General features: G+C 57.3%; 21 protein-coding genes. 8 read left to right on the top strand and 13 right to left on the bottom strand.

The genetic code is table 11. The features are described 5' to 3' along the window. Nucleotides 1-14 precede the first annotated feature (14 nt). On the top strand, nt 15-1001 hold the full coding sequence (gene hemB / locus H151_RS0110900) for a porphobilinogen synthase (protein ID WP_019961702.1): 987 nt from the start codon (nt 15-17) through the stop codon (nt 999-1001). A gap of 38 nt (nt 1002-1039) precedes the next feature. Here the strand turns inward: hemB and H151_RS0110895 are convergent, their stop codons facing one another. The 4 genes from H151_RS0110895 to H151_RS0110880 are packed head-to-tail and all read right to left on the bottom strand — an operon-like array spanning nt 1040 to nt 4059. Beyond that, a complete protein-coding gene (locus H151_RS0110895) occupies nt 1040-1672 on the bottom strand; it encodes a trimeric intracellular cation channel family protein (RefSeq protein ID WP_019961701.1) in 633 nt (210 codons plus the stop codon). A 9-nt stretch (nt 1673-1681) separates the two neighbouring features. Continuing rightward, nucleotides 1682-2671: a TIGR00341 family protein gene (locus H151_RS0110890; protein WP_019961700.1), complete on the bottom strand. Its 990-nt coding sequence runs from the start codon at nt 2669-2671 to the stop codon at nt 1682-1684. Between the two features lie 17 nt (nt 2672-2688). Continuing rightward, complete coding sequence (locus H151_RS0110885) at nt 2689-3555, bottom strand: NAD(P)-dependent oxidoreductase (RefSeq protein WP_019961699.1); 867 nt, start codon at nt 3553-3555, stop codon at nt 2689-2691. Nucleotides 3556-3591: 36 nt separating this feature from the next. Beyond that, nucleotides 3592-4059 (bottom strand): flavin reductase family protein, encoded by a 468-nt coding sequence (locus H151_RS0110880; protein ID WP_019961698.1) that lies wholly within the window; start codon nt 4057-4059, stop codon nt 3592-3594. An 85-nt stretch (nt 4060-4144) separates the two neighbouring features. On the opposite strand from H151_RS0110880, the gene H151_RS0110875 reads away from it, so the two are divergent. From H151_RS0110875 to H151_RS0110845, 7 genes are all read left to right on the top strand, one after another. Further along, complete coding sequence (locus H151_RS0110875) at nt 4145-5062, top strand: flagellar motor protein MotB (protein WP_019961697.1); 918 nt, start codon at nt 4145-4147, stop codon at nt 5060-5062. 105 nt (nt 5063-5167) lie between these two features. Beyond that, the gene (locus H151_RS0110870; RefSeq protein ID WP_019961696.1) at nt 5168-7009 is read left to right on the top strand and encodes an SLC13 family permease; all 1842 of its coding nucleotides are present in this window, start codon (nt 5168-5170) and stop codon (nt 7007-7009) included. Nucleotides 7010-7092: 83 nt separating this feature from the next. Further along, nucleotides 7093-7851: an arginyltransferase gene (locus H151_RS0110865; RefSeq protein WP_019961695.1), complete on the top strand. Its 759-nt coding sequence runs from the start codon at nt 7093-7095 to the stop codon at nt 7849-7851. 35 nt (nt 7852-7886) lie between these two features. Beyond that, nucleotides 7887-9026, top strand: coding sequence for a TRAP transporter substrate-binding protein (locus tag H151_RS0110860; protein WP_019961694.1), 1140 nt, complete (start codon nt 7887-7889; stop codon nt 9024-9026). A gap of 1 nt (nt 9027) precedes the next feature. Then, nucleotides 9028-9807 carry a TRAP transporter small permease subunit gene (locus H151_RS0110855; RefSeq protein WP_019961693.1) on the top strand — a complete coding sequence of 260 codons (780 nt, stop codon included), beginning with the start codon at nt 9028-9030 and terminating at the stop codon, nt 9805-9807. 9 nt (nt 9808-9816) lie between these two features. After that, nucleotides 9817-11391 carry a TRAP transporter large permease gene (locus H151_RS0110850; protein ID WP_019961692.1) on the top strand — a complete coding sequence of 525 codons (1575 nt, stop codon included), beginning with the start codon at nt 9817-9819 and terminating at the stop codon, nt 11389-11391. Between the two features lie 32 nt (nt 11392-11423). After that, nucleotides 11424-12521, top strand: a complete 1098-nt coding sequence (locus H151_RS0110845; RefSeq protein ID WP_019961691.1) for an AI-2E family transporter — start codon at nt 11424-11426, stop codon at nt 12519-12521. Nucleotides 12522-12876: 355 nt separating this feature from the next. Here H151_RS0110845 and parC read toward each other — a convergent pair whose 3' ends face one another. The 9 genes from parC to H151_RS0110800 form a co-directional block, all read right to left on the bottom strand. Further along, nucleotides 12877-15126: a DNA topoisomerase IV subunit A gene (parC, locus tag H151_RS0110840; RefSeq protein ID WP_019961690.1), complete on the bottom strand. Its 2250-nt coding sequence runs from the start codon at nt 15124-15126 to the stop codon at nt 12877-12879. Between the two features lie 67 nt (nt 15127-15193). Next, on the bottom strand, nt 15194-15922 hold the full coding sequence (gene recO, locus H151_RS0110835; protein WP_019961689.1) for a DNA repair protein RecO: 729 nt from the start codon (nt 15920-15922) through the stop codon (nt 15194-15196). Between the two features lie 9 nt (nt 15923-15931). Further along, nucleotides 15932-16891 (bottom strand): GTPase Era, encoded by a 960-nt coding sequence (era, locus tag H151_RS0110830; protein WP_019961688.1) that lies wholly within the window; start codon nt 16889-16891, stop codon nt 15932-15934. Beyond that, a complete protein-coding gene (rnc, locus tag H151_RS0110825) occupies nt 16875-17570 on the bottom strand; it encodes a ribonuclease III (protein ID WP_019961687.1) in 696 nt (231 codons plus the stop codon). Before rnc ends, era begins: the two co-directional genes overlap by 17 nt. A gap of 11 nt (nt 17571-17581) precedes the next feature. Further along, entirely contained in the window at nt 17582-18472 is an 891-nt protein-coding gene (gene lepB, locus H151_RS0110820; protein WP_019961686.1) for a signal peptidase I, read from the bottom strand. Between the two features lie 40 nt (nt 18473-18512). Next, complete coding sequence (gene acpS / locus H151_RS0110815; protein WP_019961685.1) at nt 18513-18923, bottom strand: holo-ACP synthase; 411 nt, start codon at nt 18921-18923, stop codon at nt 18513-18515. A 3-nt stretch (nt 18924-18926) separates the two neighbouring features. Further along, entirely contained in the window at nt 18927-19670 is a 744-nt protein-coding gene (locus H151_RS0110810) for a pyridoxine 5'-phosphate synthase (protein WP_019961684.1), read from the bottom strand. Further along, nucleotides 19670-20260 carry an orotate phosphoribosyltransferase gene (gene pyrE, locus H151_RS0110805; protein WP_019961683.1) on the bottom strand — a complete coding sequence of 197 codons (591 nt, stop codon included), beginning with the start codon at nt 20258-20260 and terminating at the stop codon, nt 19670-19672. Before pyrE ends, H151_RS0110810 begins: the two co-directional genes overlap by 1 nt. 28 nt (nt 20261-20288) lie before the next feature. Further along, nucleotides 20289-22502 (bottom strand): RelA/SpoT family protein, encoded by a 2214-nt coding sequence (locus H151_RS0110800; protein ID WP_019961682.1) that lies wholly within the window; start codon nt 22500-22502, stop codon nt 20289-20291.

Here is a 22502-nt window from a genome sequence, read left to right as displayed (position 1 = left end):
AAGGGACATCTTCCATGCCCAGCTTTCCGCAAACCCGCTTTCGCCGCACCCGCTCAGCCGATTGGGTACGCCGTCTGGTGCGCCAGACGACCTTAAGTCCGGATGATCTGGTATGGAGTGTGGTCGTCTCCGATCGCGCTGATCCAACCGAGCCTGTCGCCTCCATGCCCGGCGTGGTGCGCTATTCCATCCCCGCGCTCGTGAAGGCCGCCAAAGAAGCCTATGATCTGGGCATCCCCGCGCTGGCGCTCTTTCCTCATATTGATCCGGCGAAAAAAGATGATCAGGGCAGTGAAGCGTCCAATAATCAAGGCTTGGTGCAAACGGCAATCCGCGCCTTAAAAGATGCTGTACCCGATATGGGCCTGATTTGTGATGTCGCGCTCGATCCCTTCACCACCCATGGCCATGACGGCATTTTAGAAGAAGGCTATGTCGCCAATGACGAAACCGTCAAACGCCTGTGTGAACAAGCCCTGTCCCAGGCCTATGCCGGGGCCGATGTTATTGCCCCCTCGGATATGATGGATGGGCGCGTGGGGGCCATTCGCCAGGTTTTGGAGCGTGAAGGCTTTCGCAATACCATGATCCTCTCCTACGCGGCCAAATACGCCTCGGGCTTTTATGGGCCGTATCGCGATGCGATTGGTTCTGCCCAGGCCCTGGTCGGGGATAAGAAAACCTATCAAATGGATCCAGCTAACCGCGATGAATGCATCCATGAAGTGGCGATGGATTTAGAAGAAGGCGCAGACATGGTGATGGTCAAACCCGGCCTTCCCTATTTGGATATTGTCGCGCGGATCAAGGAAGAATTTGGTGTGCCGACCTTTGCCTTCCAGGTCTCTGGCGAATACGCCATGATCCAAGCCGCCGCGCAAAATGGCTGGATTGATGGCGATCGGGTGATGATGGAATCGCTCAGCGCGTTCAAACGCGCCGGGGCCGATGGCGTGCTGACCTATTTCGCCCCGCAGGCGGCAAAAATCCTCAACGCTTAGCCGGATCTGCGCCCGGTTCGCCGGGCGCACTCGCCTTGTTATTGGCCCTTCAAGGCCATACTGGGAAGCGACCAGTTATAGCGGATCGCACAGCCGCGCAGCACAAAGGCTAAGGTCGCGGAGCTGACGGCCGCGATTGAGCCGTCCAGATTGAAATGCCAGGCGAGAATATACGCCCCCGCCCCGGCCATCGCCGCGAGGGCATAAATCTCCGCACGCAAGACCAACGGAATATCATTGACAATGATATCGCGGATCAGCCCACCAAAGGCCGCACTCATCACCCCGGTCAGCATGGCAATGGACCAGTGCGCCCCGGCATCCAGCCCCGCTTGTGCGCCCAGCACACAAAAGACGGACATCCCCAGGGCATCGGCCCAGGTCAGGAAGGCCCGCCGCGTCGATACGGCCTGCGCCCAATCCGAAATATAATAGCCGATCAGCGCCCCGGCGAGCGCCATCCAAAGATATTGTGGCGCTGAGACCCAATACACAGGCAGCTGTCCCAGCAAAATATCGCGCAGCGTCCCCCCGCCCATACCGGCAACGGCGCCCACAATTGTGGCCCCGAAAGGATCAAGCTCCTTACGCGCAGCCAGCATACCGCCGGAAAAGGCGAACAGGCCGACACCGCAGAAATCAAGCAGACTGAAGAGAAATTCAACGCTCATCATACGCCTTTAAAGCGGGGCTAATCGCACAGCCAGCACGGTCAAAACCGCGATTAACACAAACCAAACACCAGCACTGATCCAGACTGAACGCTTGGCTGAGCGCCGCTCCAGCCAGGTTCGCGGCCGCACCCCGCGCAGATAATAAACCATCAAGGCGGCAAGATTTACGCTGACCACATTGATGCCCAGTAAAAGCCCCGCCCGGCTGGCATAGGACCATTCCTGCGCCCCCAGGAGTAAACCCATCGTTGCGGCCGGAGGTAATAGCGCGACCGCGACCATCACGCCGACCAGCACCGCGGGTGCACCTGAAGTCATCGACAGCGCCGCCGCCGCGCCCGAGGCCAAGGCCAAGGCGGTCGAATCCCAGCCCACATGAGTGCGCGCGATCAGCTCATCACTGAACATATTGACCGGCATGATCAAGCCCAACAGGATGGAAAAGCCCAAGCCTAGCCCCAGCCCCGTCAGGGCGGTGCGCCCGGCCTTGCTCATCATCGGCCAATCGCCAAGCGCAGATCCAAAGGCGAAGGCGAGCACCGGCCCCAACAGGGGCGCGATCACCATGGCACCAATGACGGCCGAAATATTGTCCGCATTCAACCCAATCGCGGCCACCACGGTTGAGAGCGCCGTCAGAACCAGGAAATCTCGATTGATTTTGGCCCCTTTAGCGATGTCCTGATACATCTCTTCACGCAGGGCCAGGCGCTTTTTCTTTTTCTGATCTTCGCTGGGCGGGGCTTCTTCAATGAGGGGCAAGGTCGCCTCAACCGGTAAGACAACCAAACGCCAATCGGGCTCACTGGCCAAAATGGTTTGGATCGAATCCATCGCCTTTTGGCCATCCCCATCTTCAAACACCAGGCGCAGCAATCTGCGTCCGCGATTATCCGGCTCTGACAGACGATAATCGACAGGTTCTGTCTTTAATGTGGCCTTGATCAAAGGCTGGACTTTATCGCCATCTTTGAAGGAAAGCTCGATCAGACGCATACCACCCCCCTAAAGGATTAGTCCTTGGTGATGTTCAAACGCGCAATCAGGCTGGAGGTATCCCACCGACGCCCGCCCATGGCCTGAATATCGGCGTAGAACTGATCGACGAGTGCCGTAAGAGGCAATTGCGCCCCATTACGCCGAGCCTCGTCCAAAGTGATGCGTAAATCCTTACGCATCCAATCGACCGCAAACCCAAAGTCGAACTCATCTTCGACCATAGTCTTCCAGCGATTTTCCATCTGCCAGGATTGCGCGGCCCCTTTTGAGATCGCAGAGATCACGGTTTCGGGGTCCAGACCGGCGGCCTGCGCAAAATGCAAGCCCTCGGCCAGGCCCTGGACCACACCGGCAATACAGATCTGATTGACCATTTTTGTCAGCTGGCCAGAGCCCGCAGGCCCCGCATAGGTGATCGCCTTGGCATAGGCGTTCATGATGGGCGCGACGCCATCAAAATGCGCACGCTCGCCCCCGCACATAATCGTCAACTGACCATTGACCGCCCCGGCCTGACCGCCCGAGACCGGTGCATCGACGAAACCCATACCCGCCGCGCTACTATCCTCAGCCAATTCGCGCGCCAGATCCGCAGACGCCGTCGTATGATCGACCAGGACGGCGCCTTCTTTCATCGCGCCTAGCGCGTGGATCGCAACATGGCGCACATCGGGATCATCGCCCAGGCACATAAAAACGGCGTCGCAGTCCTGAACCGCCGCCTCGATCGTGTCGGCCGCCTCGCCCGCATGTAGATCCAGCCAGGCCTGACGCTTGGCAGGCGTGCGGTTCCACACCGTCACGCTATGACCGGCCTTGGCCAAATGCCCCGCCATCGGTAGGCCCATAACGCCCAAACCCAAAAATGCCACTTTCGCCATGCCCGACCCTTTCATGTGCGGTTTGAACACTTCACGCTACAGCTTTGAAAACTGGCTGTTATGAAAGACTAAGGCGGGGTCATCTGACAAGCGGGCAAACGCAATCACCTCACCCACGATGATGACATGATCGCCGCCATCATAATGGGCATAGCGTCGGCATTCGAAGCGCGCCAAAGCATCATCGGTGATCGGCACATGGTGATCATTGGCGCGCCAGTGTTGAATAATGGAACTGACATCGTCCTGGCGGGCAAAATGCAAGGCAACGTCTTTTTGATCGGCTTTCAGGATATGAATGGCAAAGTGATCGGCCTCATCATAGGCGGCAAAGCGCTGCGTTTTACGATCCAAAGACCACAGGACCAGACGCGGTTCCAAGGACACAGAAGCAAAAGAATTGATGGTGATCGCCTTTCCCACACCTTGATGATGGGTGCTGACCAGCCCCACACCGGTGGCAAAGCTGGACAGGGCGTCACGATAATCTCGCTCTAACTGCACACTTTACTCCTTTTTCTGCGCTTTCGAAACCGGGCCTTAACCCTGTCTTCCTATTTTACCAAGCTGAAATTCAGGATGGGTGGATATGGCTTCAGAACAACCAATCGTCATCAAAAAGATTAAAAAAGGTGGCGGTCATGGTCACCATGGCGGGGCGTGGAAGGTCGCGTATGCGGACTTCGTGACCGCGATGATGGCGTTCTTCTTGTTGATGTGGCTGATTAATACCACAACACCGGAACAAAAACGCGGGATTGCCGATTATTTTGCGCCCGCCAGTGTCAGCCCGTCAAATTCAGGCTCTGGCTCCATCCTGTCGGGGACCACGATCAGTAATGAAGGCGATCAGGGCCGCGGGAGCTCGGCCGTCATTGAACGCCTGGCCCCACAATCGCAAGAAGTTTCCCAGTCCAACCAACAAACGGTCGCGGCGGATACTGAAAATCAATCCAGTACCAATCAAGATGTCAGCGAAGATGCCTTGGCCAATGCGTTGGCACGCCGCGAAAGCGCACAATTTGCCAGCGCCAGCATGTCTTTACGTCAAGCGTTGCAATCCATGCCGGAACTGGCCGAGCTGTCTCGCCATGTGATGATTGACGAAACGCCAGAGGGATTGCGCATCCAATTGGTTGATGAAGAAGGCCGCTCGATGTTTGAGCCGGGCTCAACCCAACCTAATGAGCGTGCCATCGTTTTGCTGCGCGCCATTGGCGAAGTGCTCAATCGCCTGCCAAACCGCGTCTCCATCTCCGGTCATACCGATGCCGCCCCCGCCCCGCGCGGTACGACGTCGAATTGGGAATTGTCCGCGCAACGCGCCAATGCCGCACGCGAGATTCTCGAACAAGATGGCCTGTCTGATTTTCGCATTGCCGAAGTGACGGGAAAGTCTGGGTCTGAGCCGCTTTTCCCGGACGATCCTTATCTGCCCGGCAATCGGCGTTTATCCATTGTGCTGCTGCGTGAAGCGCCGGTCTTGCCGCCCAATCACTCGCTTTAAGCGGGTGATAGGGGCTGTTATGCGCAAAGCCCCCTTTCAAATCGCCCCCAAATCCTCTTAGTCTGTCGCGCGATGGGCCGTAGCCCGAGATGAAAGCGAGCGAAGATGAGTGAAGGGTGGATAGATAATTGGCAAATGTACGCCGTTTTGTTTGGCGTCATGGTGGCGGTTGTCTTTTATTGCTGGGAACGCTTTGCCATTGAGCTGGTCTCGGGCTGTGTTGTCGCTGCGGCGCTGGTCTTCTTTGCGGTATTCGGCTCTGAAGGCGCGCCGAACGCAGCAGAGCTATTATCTGGCTTTGCCAATCCGGCATTGATCACCATCATTGCCTTGTTGATTGTGGGCCAGGGAATTTTCCAGACCGGGGCGCTCGATCACCCTACGCGCAAGCTCCTGGGGCTTTATGATACCCATCCCACCTTGACGATTGTGGGTCTATTTATTTTCCTCTTCATCGTTTCGGCCTTCATCAATAACACCCCCGTCGTGGTGATGTTCGTGCCCATCCTGGCCGCGATTGCCGCGCGCAAGAAAAGCTCGCCCTCTAAATTCATGATGCCGTTGAGCTTTGTGTGCGTTTTGGCCGGGATGACCACCCTGATCGGGTCATCCACCAACCTGTTGGTGGCCGATGTGCTCAACAATTTGGGTGCGGTGAAGATGGGCTTTTTCACCCCGACCTTGCTGGGGCTTTATCTGGCCGCCTTCGGCTTGATTTATATCACCTTCATCATGCCCTGGCTTTTACCCTCCCATGCCAGCATGGAAAGCGAGATCGCCGGGGCCAGTGGCAAGCAATATATCGCGCAGATCGAAGTGACGCCGGGCCACCCCTTGGAGGGCGCGCGCACCGTGGCGGGCTTGTTCCCCGGCCTTAATAATATCACCGTACGCATGATCCATCGCGGTGAGACGGCCATCCTGCCGCCCTTTGATGATGTGACTTTGCAGGCGGGTGATTTGTTGATCATTGCCGCGACACGAAAAACTCTCACCGAAATGCTGTCCAGCAAGGCGGCTTATCTCACTGGTATGCTGCGCGCCGCAGGCCCGGGTGAAACCCTGGCACCGGGTGAACGCCTGGCGATTACCGAAGCGGTTGTCTCCCCCGGCTCTCGCCTTATCGGGCGCACGATTGAGCAGATTGGCTTTCGCCATGCGCTGGGCACTTTGGTGCTGGGCGTACAACGTCGCTCGCGCATGATCCGCGCGCGACTGGGTGAAATTCGTCTTGAAGCGGGCGATGTATTATTGATGTTTGGCTCGGCCGAGGCCATGCGCCGCATGCGCAATGACCGCGATTTATTGTTGATGGAATGGGCGACCAGCGACCTGCCGGATCCGCGCCGCGCTGCCGCGGCGCGCTATATCCTGGTCGGTGTCGTCGCGCTGGCGGCAACCGGGATCATCCCTATCGTGGTGTCATCGGTCTTAGGGGCCACTTTGATGATCGCAACGGGGTGTTTGAATATCCGCCAAGCCGCGCGCGCGGTAGATTTCCGCATCTATATGCTCATCGGCTCGGCCTTTGCCTTGGGAATAGCCTTACAAGGGACAGGCGGGGCGGACTTCCTGGCCTATCATGTGGTCAGTATTTTCGAGCCTTATGGACCGGCGGTTTTGCTCTCTGCGCTCTTCTTCCTGGTGATGGTGCTGACCAGCCTGTTGTCCAACAACGCCACCGCCATTCTGTTTACACCGATTGCCGTGGGGGCCGCCCAGCAATTGGGCATGGACCCCTTACCCTTCGCACTGACGGTGCTGTTCGCGGCGAATACCTGTTTTGCCACGCCGATCGGCTATCAGACGAACTTAATGGTCATGGGGCCGGGCAAGTATCAATTTGGTGACTTTGTTAAGGCTGGTTTGCCGCTCGCGCTGGTGATTTGGATGGCGTATACTGGTTATCTGATCTGGCATTACGGCCTTGGCCCGGTTGCGACATAATGATTTACTAGTCAGGATCAGATTTTGCCCTACACTTTACACGTCAGGGATTAAATAACGCCTTTTGAGACGGGCATAAAGCGGTGACGCATCCATTTAATAATAAACACTTACCGTTCTTTTTGACCGCGCCGTCGCCCTGTCCGTATCTGCCAGGGCGCCGCGAGCGTAAGATTTTCACCAAGCTGGAGCTGGGTGACGGGCCAGAGCTGAATGATGCTCTGACCCATGCCGGTTTTCGCCGCTCGCAATCCATCCTCTATCGTCCGGCGTGTGAGCTGTGCTCGGCGTGTAAATCTGCGCGCCTGCCGGTCAATGAATTTGAATGGACCAAGAGCCATCGCCGCGTTCTGAAGCGCAATCAGGATGTGCACGGCGAGGTCTCCACCCCGATTGCGACCATGGAGCAGTATGACCTTTTGAGCCGCTATCTCAATGCGCGTCACAAAGAGGGCGATATGGCGGGCATGGATTTTTATGATTATGCCAGCATGATTGAGGATGGGGCGCAGCGTACCGATGTGGTGGAATATCGCCGCGCGGATAAAACCTTGATCGCCGCCGTGCTGATTGACAATCTCAAAGACGGCTTCTCCATGGTCTATAGCTTCTTTGACCCCAACGAGGATAAGCGCAGCCTGGGCCGGTTTATGATTTTGGATCAGATACTGCATGCCAAGGCTCAACAATTACCCTTCATATATTTAGGATATTGGGTACAAGGTAGCGCCAAAATGGCCTACAAAGCCCAGTATAAACCGATTGAGATTCTGGAACCGGCCGGGTGGCGTCGCCTTAGAGATGAGGAACGCCTGGAAAAAGAGCCCCCCACAATCGAATAATCGGCTCCGTTTATTTTGATCGAGGGGAGACGATCATGGATCGCCGCACTTTTCTGACCGGCTCTGCAATCTTGGGCAGTGCCGGGGTACTCGCCGCCTGCTCACAAGAAGGCGGTGCGGACAATGGAACACCGGCCAGCGGTGTCGCCAGCCCCGCTATCAATCGTAACCGCACCCGTCGCCTGCGCATGGTGACGACCTGGCCTGCGGGCTTTCCCGGATTGGGCACAGCGGCTGAGCGCGTGGCGGCCCATCTTCAAGCCCTTTCGGGCGGGGAGCTAGAGGTAGAGGTCTTCGGCGCGGGCGAAATCGTGGGTGCGTTTGAGGTGTTCGATGCCGTCTCCAACGGTGTTGCCGACATGTATCACGGCGCGGAATATTACTGGCAGGGTCGCTCCCCGGCGTTCAACTTCTTCTGCAGCGTGCCCTTCGGCATGACCGCGATGGAAATTATGGCCTGGGTGGAGTTCGGCGGCGGTCAACAGCTGTGGGAAGAGCTATCCGCGCAGTTCAATATCATCGCCTTTCAGGCCGGTAATACCGGTCACCAAATGGGCGGCTGGTTCAAGTCAGAAATCAATACGTTAGAAGATTTCCGCGGCCTTCGCATGCGCATGCCGGGTCTGGGCGGCGCGGTCCTACGTGAATTGGGCGCGGCGGCCGTGGCATTGTCTGGCGGGGAGATTTATCAAGCCCTGCAATCAGGCTCCATTGATGCCACCGAATGGGTGGGACCGTGGAATGACCTCGCCTTTGGTTTCTACCGCGAGGCCTCCTATTATTACGGCCCAGGCTTCCATGAGCCGGGCGCCTCGCTGGCCGTGGGGATGAATCGCGGGGTCTGGGACAGCCTGCCCGCCCATCAACAAGCCATGGTGCGCGCCGCCTGTCAGGCTGCGAACAATCAGAGCATCGCCGAATTTACCTATCAAAACGGCGTAGCGCTGCGCACGCTCGTCAATGATCATGGCGTGCAATTGCGCCAATTCTCTGATGAAATCTGGACCCGGATCGGCGAAATCTCCGAAGACGTCGTCGCCGATGTCGCCAATGGCGATGCCATGTCAGCGCGCGTTTATGAAAGCTATGCCAAGGCGCGCCAGCTCTCGCGCGAATGGGGTCTGGTGTCTGAAACGCCTTATCTACAGAAACGCGAATTGGTTCTAGGCCGTTAAGATGCGCGCAGGTGATGGTGTTTTTTTAGCGGCGCTGATCGGCGTTGCTGGGGTGTTCGTGGCCGATGGCGCGATGGGCGGTGGGCTTTATGACGCCGCCAGCGCCCATCTCCCCGGTTTAGCACGCAGTTTCGGCGCTGGGTTTAAAATGCTCGGTTGGGCAAGCCTGCCCATCCTGGCCCTGCCCTTGGTGATGCTGATCTTAGAGGGGCTCAAAGCCCTGCCCCCGATCGTCATCAATGTCGCCCAAGGCTGTGCGAACGTCATCACCACGATCAATCAGGTCATCGGCGATGGCGCACGCTGGCTGGCGTTGGGTCTTGTGCTTGTCACCGCCCTCATCGTGATCCAGCGCTATGTCTTTGGCTATTCTTCGACCAAGCTGCAAGAAAGCATCATGTATATGCATGCCTTGCTGTTCTTGCTGGCCGCAGCCTCGACCCTGATCGCGGGCGGTCATGTGCGCGTGGATGTCTTCTACGCCAAGCTGGGTGCGCGGGCCAAGGCGCTGACCGATCTCATCGGAATTTATCTCGCGCTCTTTCCCATGGGCTGGATCATCCTTTCGACGTCACAAAGCTATGTCGGGGGGGCCTGGCGCATTTTAGAGCGTTCACGCGAGAGCGATGGCCTGCCAACCATATTCCTTTTGAAAACCGCCATTGTCGTTTTTGCCGTCATGATCATGGCCCAAGGTCTCGCCTGGGCGATCCATTGCGTGTTGACCCTGATGGGCCGCGAAGACGTCGTTCCCGGCGCTGACGCCGCGAAAACGGTATAGGTCCGCCCCATGTCGATCCTGATTGAAGCTTTGCCGTTTTTAATGTTCCTCGCCGCCTTTGTGGCGCTGCTGCGCGGCTTTCCCGTCGCCTTTACCCTGGCGGGTGTGGCGTTGGTTTTTGGCCTCATTGGCATTGCGCTCGGCGTGTTTGACCCCATCCATTTGCGCGCCTTCCCCCAACGGATCTATGGCAATATCATGGATATGGATAAGTCCATCCTGGTTGCCGTGCCCCTTTTCGTCTTCATGGGGGTGATGCTGGAAAAATCCAAAGTCGCCGAAGAATTACTAGAGGCCATGGGTGCGGCCTTTGGTCGGATGCGCGGGGGATTGGGGATTTCTGTAGTCCTTGTCGGCGCGCTGCTCGCTGCCTCCACCGGTATTGTCGGGGCCACAGTCGTCACGATGGGGCTACTTTCCCTACCGACCATGCTGAGGCGCGGCTATGATAAGGGCTTGGCGGCCGGATCCATCGCAGCAGCGGGCACTTTGGGCCAGATCATTCCGCCCAGCATCGTGCTGGTCCTGTTGGGCGATCAATTGTCTTCGGCCTATGCCGAAGCGCAACGCGCTCAAGGCATTTTCAGTCCCGATGTCGTCTCTGTGGGCGATCTTTTTGCCGGGGCCTTGATCCCAGGCTTCCTGCTCGTTATCGCCTATGTTGGCTATCAGATCGTTATCGCCATCATCCGGCCCGGCTCTGCGCCAGCTATGCCCCACGACGAGGCTAAAACCGATTGGGGTAAGATCCTTCACGCTTTAACCCCGCCGCTGGTGCTCATCATTGCGGTCTTGGGCTCCATTCTCACGGGTCTCGCCACCCCCACCGAAGCGGCTGGGATTGGCGCGGTCGGCGCGACCTTGCTCGCCGCCATTCGTAATGCCGGTGGCCAGGGCGAAGCCAAACTGTTCCAGGCGCTCGCCGCGCTCTCCGCGCTTGCCCTCATTCTTCTCATCGGCTCGGTCCTGGTGGTGGATGTGCGCAATGCCCAGGGCGCGATTGTGCTTTATCTGGCTTATGGACTCTCCGCCCTCGCGCTGATTGGTGGGGCCGGTGCGCTTTATCTGCTCAAGAGGAATAAAGTCCTTGATGATGTGATGACCTCGACCGCGCAAATCTCCGCCATGGTCTTTGTCATTTTGATCGGCGCGGCGCTGTTCTCGCTCATCTTCCGTGAACTGGGCGGCGATCATGGCGTGCGCGATCTGTTGGCCGCGGCACCGGGCGGCGCGGTTGGTGCGCTGATCCTCGTCATGCTGGTGATGTTCATCCTTGGCTTCTTCCTGGATTTTATCGAGATCACTTTCGTCGTCGTGCCCATCGTCGCCCCATCGCTGTTCATGTTGGGCGTTGATCCGGTCTGGTTGGGCGTATTGATGGCGCTTAATCTGCAAACCAGCTTTTTAACCCCGCCCTTTGGCTTTGCGCTTTTCTATCTGCGCGGCGTGGCTCCGCCCGAAGTCACCACCGGCGATATTTATCGCGGGGCCATTCCCTTTGTCGCCATCCAGATCGCAGCGTTAATTCTAGTGGCGCTCATTCCATGGCTGGCCACGGGCCTACCTGATCTGATATATCAATAGGCAGAGTGGGTTCGCGACTATAGGGGTTCATTATGAGCGAAGCAGATCGCGTTAACCTGCAGCGTTTATTCATCATCACGCTGGCCTTGGCCCTGTCGGGCCTGTTTTTATGGATGATCAGGGGCTATCTCAGCGCGCTCTTCATCGCCGGTGTGTTCACGATTTTCCTGATGCCTTTGCAATCTGGGCTGACAGGCTTATTTGGCGGGCGCAAAGCCCTTGCCGCCATTATCGTCTTACTGATTGCGATCTTGCTGTTCTTAGGTCCGGTCCTGGCCCTGGTTGGCATTGTCACCGATCAAGCCTTGACGGTGGCCGACACGGTTACGCCCTGGATCCGTGAACAGGTCAGTAATTTTCGCGAACAAGGCTTTGCGATCCTACCGACCTGGGTGCCCTTCCGTGAAAATCTGATCCCCTATCAAGACGAAGTGATCGCCAAGGCCGGTGAAGTGATCAGCAGTTTTTCTGGCGTCATGGTGTCGAGCCTGACCAGTATTACCGGCGATACACTCTCTATCGTCTTGAAATCCTTCTTGATGCTTTATGCGCTTTTCTTCTTCCTCACCGGTGGGCCGGGCATGGCGCAAAAAGCGCTCTATCTGGTCCCTTTGACGGAGAAATATCGCGCGCTCTTGGTCGAAAGGGTGATCTCCACCATTCGCGCCACAGTGAAAGGCACATTCTTGATTGCCGTGGTGCAAGGCAGCCTCACCGGCATTGGCCTTTTTGCCGCCGGCATTCCCGGCGCGGCCTTCTGGGGAACGGTCACGGCCGTGCTCTCCATCATCCCCGCCGTGGGCCCGCCCTTGGTGTGGGTTCCAGCCGCGATTTATCTGGGCGTGCAAGAGCATTATGTAGCCGCCATTGGCCTGGCGCTCTGGGGCATGATTGTGGTGTCCACCTCCGACAATGTGCTGCGCCCACGCTTAGTCGGTAAAGACGCGCAAATGTCTGATCTGATGGTGCTGCTCTCCACCCTGGGTGGGATCACACTCTTTGGTGCCGTCGGGATTATTGTCGGCCCGATGATTGCCGCCCTCTTCTCCTCGGTTTGGTATATCTATGCCCAGTCCTTCAAAGGGCTGTTGAAAGAGACCGAGGGTGAGGATGGCACGCCTGCAGCGTGAGCAAAGATTTGTCATCCCAGGCAAGCGTTCGCGCGAGCCGGGGTCTATACAGCGGGCCATGAAGGTCTATGGATCCCGGCTCTGCGCTTCGCTTGGCCGGGAACCCGGCACCTATTTGATCGGGCCTTTGCCCGCAAGGATGACTGTCCGCCCGCAGTAAAGCGAGGACACACAAAGAGTATCGCGACCCCGGACTTGATCCGGGGTCCATGTTTTATTCTGTCACCCCAAACTTGATTTGGGGTCCATGCCGGACGGGTTGAGCAAAGTTCTGATCGCCCAGAATAATCGTCAAACTCACGGCATGGATGCCAGATCACGTCTGGCATGACGCAGCGTCAACTGTCATCCCCGTCTAACCTTTAGGGGTGAAGGTATTGGATTTGGCAAAACCCTTAGGGGCCATACGCCCGGCCTGCGCGCGTTTGCCTTCGAACAAATGCCAGTCTTCGACGGCACGCCGGCGCCCAGAGCTATCGGTCCAGCTCAGCCCCTCTTCACGGGCAAAAATGGTGATGTCATCAAGGGTAGAGACTTTACCGCCAAAGAGTTTGACGCCCTTACCTTTGGCCATCGCGGGAATTTCTTCCACCGTATAGACCAACAGCTTGCGATTGGCCCCGATCACCCCAATGCAATCGCCCTGGCTGGCATCCAGACAGAAGGCGGCTTTGGCCCCTTCAGGCACGTTGAGCACTTGCTTGCCCGCGCGCTTGGTCGCCACAAGGCTCTCTTCTTCAACGCGGAAGCCATAGCCCGCATCAGAGGCCAACAGTAATGTGCGCCCCTTGGTGAATTTCAACATCGCGATGGGATGAGAATCTTCCGGCATATCAATCGTCAGACGCAAAGGCTCACCAAAGCCGCGCCCGCCCGGCAGCTTAGACGCATCCAGCGTAAAGAACCGCCCATCGGTGGCAAAAATCAAAATCTTGTCGGTCGTTTCCGCCTTGATAGAGAGGAAAGTCTCATCGCCTTCCTTATGCTTAAGGGTGGAAAGATCATCGACATGACCTTTCAAGGCGCGGATCCAGCCCTTCTGCGACAAGACTACGGTAATTGGCTCGCGTGGGATCAAGGCTTCTTCGATCGCATCGACCATGGCCTCATCGGGGGCATCGCCAAAGCTGGTACGGCGCGCGCCAATGTCGGTCTTCGGGCCAAAACGCTCGCCGACCTCAGTGACTTCATCCTCAACGCGTTGCCATTGACGCTCATCGCTGGCCAACAGGCCTTGAAGCTCATCGCGTTCGTCTTGCAAGCGCGATTCTTCACTGCGGATTTCAATTTCTTCCAACTTGCGCAGGGAGCGCAGGCGCATATTCAAGATCGCTTCAGTCTGACGCTCAGTTAGGCTGAAAGTCTTCATCAACTCAGCCTTCGGCTCATCGCTCTCGCGAATGATCCGGATCACCTCATCCAGGTTGAGATAGGCGATCAGATAACCTGACAGCACTTCCAGGCGGTCTTCAACCTGGGCCAGGCGGTGGGTGGCGCGGCGCACCACAACATCACGCCGGTGATCGAGCCAAATCTGTAAAGCGCCTTTCAGGCCCACCACGCGCGGCGTGCCCTTGGGATCAAGAACATTGAGATTGAGCGAGAAGCGGGTCTCCAACTCCGTCAGTTTAAAGACCGATTCCATCAAGAGCTGAGGATCCACCGTGCGGCTTTTCGGCTCCAGGATCAGGCGGATATCTTCCGCGGACTCATCCATGATATCGCCTAACAGCGGCAGGCGTTTAGCCTCCATTAAAATGGCAATACGCTCAACCAATTTGGCCTTTTGCACCAGGTAAGGAATCTCAGTGACGACGATCTGCCATTGACCGCGCCCCAAATCCTCAACCTGCCAGCGCGCACGCAGGCGAAAGCCCCCGCGCCCGGTCTCATAGGCATCACGGATACTGGTCGCGGGCTCCACACATACCCCGCCGGTGGGAAAATCCGGGCCTTGAACATAATGCAGCAAGGCATCCGTGGGCGCGTCTGGATTTTTGATCAGATAGCGCGCGGCCTGGCACAGCTCATAGGCGTTATGGGGCGGAATATTGGTCGCCATGCCCACGGCAATCCCTGAAGAGCCATTGGCCAAAAGGTTCGGAAATGCCCCCGGCATCACGATGGGTTCGGCATCTTCCCCATCATAGGTCTCACGAAAATCAACCGTACCTTGATCAAGATCTTTCAAGATCAATTGAGCCGCATCGGTCAGGCGCGCTTCGGTATACCGCATCGCGGCCGCGCCATCGCCATCAATATTGCCGAAATTACCCTGGCCTTCGATCAGCGGATAGCGCGCGGAAAAATCCTGGGCCAGACGCACCAGCGCATCATAGACGGCCTGATCCCCATGGGGGTGGTATTTACCGATCACATCCCCGACGACACGCGCACATTTCTTATAGGCCGCATCGGGATCCAGCTTCAAAAGCCGCATCGCGTAAAGCAGACGCCGGTGAACCGGCTTCAGGCCGTCACGCGCATCGGGCAGTGCGCGCTGGGTAATTGTAGAGAGGGCATAGGCGAGATAACGCGTCGAGAGCGCATCATCAAAGGATTCTTCGAAAATCCGGCCGCCTTCTGGCGTTATAATCTCACCCATGGGTCTGCCCTTTTTGATTTAAAGCTGGCACGTGATTCGCATCGCGAACACTATAGCTTAATTTTGGCTAAAGGCGGCCTGCGCGCTCCAGCCGGTCCTGCATCAAATGGCGCGCCTCGGGCAGGACGCGATCGGTGGGCCAGAGCACCCGGCGCTCCAGAAAATGACCCGTCAGGGCCAGACCGGCGCCAATATCGCCCTCATTCACATCGCCCAAACCTTTTAAAAATCCGGGCAGAGCCAACAGCTTATCACGATAGGGTTCGGCTTCATGGGAACAGACGGCGCGCCCTGTACGCGGACTGACATGGGAGAGATCGTCTTCCACCCCCGTCACCGCACAGCGTTTGAGATCCAGGCCATAGCCCAAATCAGACAGCAGTCCGGCCTCCCACCGCACGTAGAGCGCAGGCCAGATATCAGGATCATTCAAGGTCTCAATCAGCACTTCAAACGCGTCATAGACCGCGCGGTGAACCTCACGCTCGGGTAGGCTTAAAACCGATAAAGCGCAGGCTGCATTAAGCCCTGAGAGCGCCAAAGGGTCTTCCATCAGCGCCCCGGCGCTTAAATGATCCGGCTCAATCTGGAAATTACCCAATTGATCGGCCAGGCGCGCGCGCCACGTCACATGCACACGGTTACCCGCCTGCAGGACAGGACGTTGCGATTTAGAACGCCCCCCGCGCACCAGGCCCGCATGGCGGCCCTGGCTGGGGGTCAAGATGTCAACAATCGCACTAGTTTCGCCATGGGGGCGAACGGCCAGGATCCGCGCGACATCACTCCATTCCATCTCGAGGCCCTAGGCGTCGAAATTAAGGCCAAGCGCGTTGAAGCGCGCACGCTCATCCCCCCAACCGGGACGGACCTTCACATGGATGAACAGGTGAATATCACAGCCCAGTTCGCGCTCTAACTCTTCACGGGCCTGTTGGCCGATGACTTTAATGGCCGTACCGCCCTTCCCCAGGATCATCGGTTTATGATTGTCGCGGGTGACATAAATCGTCTGCTCAATACGGATCGAGCCGTCTTTACGCTCCTGCCAGCTTTCGGTTTCCACGGTCATTTCATAAGGCAATTCCTCATGCATGCGCAGATATAGTTTTTCGCGGGTAATCTCGGCGGCCAGCATCCGCTCAGGCAGATCCGCGATCTGGTCTTCGGGATAGAGCCATTCGCTTTCGGGCAGGCGGCGCGCGATCGCATCAGCCAGGTCTTTGACATGGTCCTGCTTCTCAGCTGAGATCATAAAGACCTCATCATACACATCACTTTCAAAGAAATGCTGTGTCAGGCCCAACAGGGTATCGCGCTTGAGAAGGTCGATTTTATTGAGCGCCAAAATCGCCTTGCGCCCCGTGGCTTTCAGGCCGTCCATCACACGCTCGACATCCGCGCTGGCGCGCTTATCCTGGCCCTTACCCTCACCAGCCATGACGCGGGCTTCGGCCGCCGCATCAATGACATGGACCAGAACATCGGCATCATCGGCACCGGCCCAGGCCGCAGCCACCATGGCGCGATCTAAACGTCGACGCGGGGCAAAAACGCCGGGTGTGTCCACCAGCACCAATTGCGCCAGGCCATGCATGGCCACGCCGCGCACCTGAAAGCGGGTGGTTTGCACCTTATGGGTCACGATGGAGACTTTACGGCCCACCAAGGCATTGACCAAAGTCGACTTGCCCGCATTGGGTGCGCCCAAAATGGCGGCAAAGCCAGCCCGGCGTGTCTCAGGGGTGTTATTCGCTGTAACCATGGATATGTTCCTGCTCTAATAGCCCCGCCGCCGCAGCGCGTTGAGCATCTTGTTTGGATCCACCTTCGGCCTCGACCGGGGTGTAGCCGGGTACACTGACCCGGACCACGAAAATTGGGCGATGATCTGGACCTTTACGCGAGACATCTTCATAAATCGGTACACCAAAGCCTTGCTTGGCGGCCCATTCTTGCAGATGGGATTTCGCGTCTTTCTTACGGCCCTTTTGCGCCTCAAACTCCTCAGCCCAGAAGGTGTCAAAAAACACCTTGGCTTGATCAAGACCGCCATCGAGATAAAGCGCGCCGATAATCGCTTCGCACGCATCACCCAGAATGGAGGTTTTATCACGCCCGCCCAAACGCTCTTCGGCTTTAGACAGGCGCAAGGCCTCGCCCAATCCGATCAGACGCGCCACGCGGGCGCAGGCCTCTTTACGCACCAACGCATTCAGACGCTGGGCCAGCCCGCCTTCATTCATGCTCTCGAACGCTTCGTGCAGTCGCTCCGCTGCGATCAGGCCCAAAACCCGGTCGCCCAGAAACTCCAAGCGCTCATTGGATTGCGCACGCTGGCGCCCATCGCCATAGCTGGCGTGGGTTAAGGCGCGTTCCAATAAATCCTGATCGGCGAAGGTATACCCAATTCGCGCCTGGAACAGCTCCAGCCGTCCACTCATCCGCATCATTCCTAAGGTGTTTTGAAAAAGCGATCTCTGCGCAGATGCCACCACGTCCAGGGTTTCCACAAAGAGAAGGCCGGTTGAACCGAGAGTAATATCAGGTCTGCGCGCCCAATGATATGGGTCTCTGGCACCTGGCCCGGACCAAGAGGGGCTTGAACGCGGCTATCACGCGATTCATCGCGGTTATCGCCCATCACGAAGAAATGGCCCGCACGCACCTGATAGGCCGGCGTAGTGTCAAGCGCATCGACACCCGAATCATACACTTCATAACTCGCTCCGCCCGGCAAGGTCTCGCGATAGACGCCATAGCGCACCAGATTACCCGCTTCATCGGTGCCATAGCGCTCATCGACATACTCACGCGTCAGCGCTTCACCATTAAGATAAAGCACGCCATCACGCATCTGCACCTCATCACCGGGAAGGCCGATCAGACGCTTCACATAGGTCGCGCTTTCATTGTGGGGGCCGCGAAACACAATAATATCGCCGCGCTTGGGCGTGCGCGGGAACAGGCGCTGATCGCCGATTGGGGGCGAGCCCGGCAGCGAAAAGCGCGAAAAGCCATAAGCCCATTTACTCGTGATGACATAATCCCCCTCAACCAGGCCCGGCTGCATCGAAGGTGATGGAATATGATAGGGCTGGTAGACAAAACTGCGCACGAGAAGCGCCACGACAAAGGCCAGCACGACCGTCCAGGCGGCTTCATCCAAGGCAGTATGTTTCTTGGGTGAGCCTTTGTCTTTTGTTGGTTTTTCAGGTTTATCGGCGACGGGTGGCGTGCGCGTCTGCTCGCCTTCCCAGGGGGCTTCTTCTCCCACAAGAATGCTCGGTTCACCCGCCTCCTGGCGCAGCGCAGCCTCAGGGTCTGGCAATGTCGGATCTGTCATCTCTGCCTCCCCCTTCTAGCCCCCTCAAAGAGAGGTCTGGCTACTGCACGTTCAAAGTCCGCGCCTCGATAATCACAAAGGCCTGCGCCCAGGGACCATCATCGCTCATACTGACATGGAAAACAGGATAATGGCGCTTTGGCAACTGGGCCTGAACAAGTTTACGCGCTTGCCCATGCAGATGCAGGCTCGGCTTACCGCCCGGATCATTAGCAATCTCAAAATCACGAAACGTCACACCCTGGCGCCACAGGCCGACGCCGACGGCCTTGGCCGCGGCTTCCTTGGCCGCAAAGCGCTTGGCATAGGTCTGGATGGGCAAACGGCTCGCCTGGGCGCGCGCTATCTCCCCATCTAAAAACACCCGGCGAATAAAGCGATCCCCATAGCGATGGATCGAGGCCTCAATCCGGCGCACATCCGTAAGATCATTGCCGAGGCCCAAAATCATCGCCTAACCCTGCCTCGCCTCATCGATCAATTGACGCATACGCGCGATGGCCACATCCAGACCTACAAAAATCGCCTCACCGATCAGAAAGTGGCCGATATTCAGCTCTTTAATCTCAGGGATGGCCGCGATCGGCTTCACGCTATCATAAGTCAGGCCATGGCCGGCATGAACCTCCAAGCCTGCCGCCGCCGCCAAGCGCGCTCCTTCGCGAATTTTCGACAGTTCATGATCGGCTTTGAGCGCGTTGTGCTCGACAAAGGCCTCGCAATAGCTGCCGGTATGAAGCTCAACCACGCGCGCGCCCAGTTCGGCTGAGGCCGTAATCTGGTCTGGATCTGCTTCGATAAAGAGCGAGACCCGACTTCCCGCCGCGTTGAGCGCCTCAATCATGGGACGCAAGTGATCGCGCTGGCTCAACACATCCAAGCCGCCTTCAGTGGTGCGCTCTTCACGCTTTTCTGGGACCAAACAGCAGGCATGCGGGCGATGTTTGAGCGCAATCGCCAGCATCTCCGGCGTGGCGGCCATCTCAAAATTCAACGGCACATTCAAAGTCGCCATCAAGCGATCAATATCAAGATCGCGGATATGGCGGCGATCTTCGCGCAAATGGGCCGTAATGCCGTCTGCGCCCGCCGCCTCGGCCAATTGCGCGGCCCGGATGGGATCGGGAACATGGCCGCCGCGCGCATTGCGCACGGTCGCGACATGGTCAATATTGACCCCCAGACGGCAAAACTCCATTAGGCAAGCCCCCGGCTGCCCGGCTTGATTGCCGGAATTTTTTCAAGCTCTTCAGGCAGATTGTCCGGATCATAGGTGGGAAAAGCCACCTGGGCCAGCGCCACCAAAGGCACGCCAACATCGGCCTTACCGCCCGAACGATCGACCAAACAGCCTTCCGCGACAACCTTCGCGCCTGTCGCTTCGACTGCGCCAATGCATTCGCGTGAGGAAAGCCCCGTGGTCACAATGTCTTCGATGATCAAAACGCGGTCAGCTTTGGTCAGCTCAAACCCACGACGCAGCTTAAACTCGCCCTCTTCGCGTTCGACAAACAAGAAGGGCAAATCCATATGGCGCGAGGTTTCATAGCCCGGAATAATCCCACCCATGGCCGGTGAGACAATCGCGGTAAAGCTCAGATCGGTTTCAGATTTAATCTTTTCCGCCAGCGCCTTGCACAGGCGTTCCGTGCGCGCGGCATTACGAAACACCAAGGCTTTTTGCAAGAAGACCGAGCTGCGCAGCCCCGATGACAGGATGAAATGGCCCTCCAGCAAGGCCCCGGCATCGCGAAACTCGTTTAGGACCGCTTCAGTGGTATAGCTCATCGCCCATCCCCAATTTTACTGGGCCCGGCTAATCCGCGCGCGCCCGTTCTACATTGATCACACAATCATTCGTTTTCAACGCCGCAATGATATTATTCAAGTGACGTGAATCGATGACCTCTAGATCGAACTCCATGTCGAAGAAATCTACCGTGCGATGCAGTGTTTTGACATTGGCAATATTGCCTCGCCCATCCCCCACGGTTCCGGCAATGCGCGCCAGAACGCCGGGTTCATTGCGCAAAGTGGCTACCACACGCCCGATGGAGATGGAATTGCTTTGCGCCTCAGCCGTCCATTTCAAATCAATCCAATTGGACTGATCAGCCTCATATTCCAGGCTCGCCAAGCGTTCACAATCAATGACGTGAACCTCAACGCCTTTTAAGGGCCGTAATACCCCGACGATGCGGTCGCCCGGCATGGGCGAACAGCAATCGGCAAAATGTAAGGTGACCCCTGGCGTCAAACCACGACCATGGACAAACAGCGCACCCTTTTCGTCATTGATCAATTCGCGAAGGCGCAGATCCCCGCGCTCCTCACGTCGGCCCGGAAAGACCGCGTCAATCAGCTCGGTTGAAGTGATCTGACCTTTACCAAGCGCCAGATAAAGATCCTCAATCGCGTGAACTTCCAAACGCTTGAAGGCGTCCTGGATGGCTTTCTCGCGAAACTCCATCCCCTCACGCAGGAAGGCATGTTCGGCGATCACCTTACCGATGCGCTCAAACTCATCGCGCTCAGAATTGCGGATCAAACGCCGGATCGCCGCGCGCGCGCGCCCGGTGATGACCAGATCTTCCCAACCGGGGGGCGGTTGGCGCTTCCCGCCCTTGATGATTTCAATGACATCGCCATTGCGAATGCGCGTACGCAGCGGGCGCTCAATACTGTTGATTTTGACGCCGATGGTGCGGTTGCCCAACTCGGTATGCACCGCATAGGCAAAGTCCAACGGCGTCGCCCCATAAGGCAGCGCGATCAAATCGCCCTTCGGTGTGAAGCAATAAACCTGATCGACCAGCATTTCCAGCTTGGCATGTTCCAGGAATTCGTCCGGATCGCCGCCCTGCTCTAAGATTTCGACCAGAGGACGCAAACGCTCCAACGGATCGCCGCCAGCCGCTTGCGCGGCATTGGGATCATAGGAATAGGTGCCGGATTTATAACGCCAGTGCGCCGCCACCCCGGTTTCGGCGATAGCCTCCATCTGCTCGGTGCGGATCTGCAGCTCAACGCGGATATTCTGGGGACCAATAATCGTCGTATGCAGCGAGGCATAGTTATTGGGCTTGCGGTTCGAGATGAAATCGCGGAACCGCTCCGGCACGCAGCGCCAGGTCTGGTGGATCACCCCAAGCGCGCGATAGCATTCATCCACCGTTTCCGTGATCACACGAAAGGCATAAATATCCGCGATTTCTTCAAACGAGACGCCCTTACGATCCAGCTTGCGCCAAATCGAATAGGGCCGCTTTTCCCGGCCAAAAACGCGCACATCAATACCTGCTTCCGTCAAACGCTGACCAATGATCTCCGAAACCATGGCAATGGCTTCAGAGCGTTGGGCACGAAGCGCACTTAGGCGGCGCGTGATCGAAACATAGGCGGCCGGATTGATATTCTGAAAGGCGAGGTTTTCCAGCTCAACACAGATACGGTTGACCCCCACTTTACGCGCCAGCGGCGCATAAATTTCAAGGGTTTCGCGCGCAATTCTCTCACGCTTCTCGAATTTGTCGATATGATAGAGCGTGCGCATATTGTGCAAGCGATCGCACAATTTCACCAATAGAACGCGGACATCCTTGGTGATCGCCACCACCAATTTCTGCAGGTTTTCCGCCTGCTTGGTGCGCTTATTGGCCAGCTCCATCTGGGTGAGCTTGGTCACGCCAGACACCAGATCGGCCACATCCTGGCCGAACAGCTCAATCAGGTCTTCATGGGTGGCGCTGGTATCTTCGACCGTATCATGGAGCAGACCGGCGCAAATCGTGGCGGTGTCCAGGCGTAGATCAGCCAGCAAAAAGGCCACAGCAACCGTGTGGCCATAATAAGGATCACCCGATTGACGGGTTTGTCCCTCATGCTGGGCTTTTGAAAATTCATACGCACGCCGGATCAGATCGCCGTCAGCGTCCTTGTGATAGGCTCTCACACGGGCGACCAGATCGTCGGCGCTCGGAATAGCGTCGGCAATCCCCGGCCCGTCATGGTCCGGATTTGCCACAGTCAT

The organism is Woodsholea maritima DSM 17123, from assembly GCF_000382325.1.
In the GTDB taxonomy this organism is placed as follows: domain Bacteria; phylum Pseudomonadota; class Alphaproteobacteria; order Caulobacterales; family Maricaulaceae; genus Woodsholea; species Woodsholea maritima.
The sequence above is the reverse complement of the archived record's forward strand: the minus strand, read 5'-3'. Positions and strand labels throughout refer to the sequence as shown.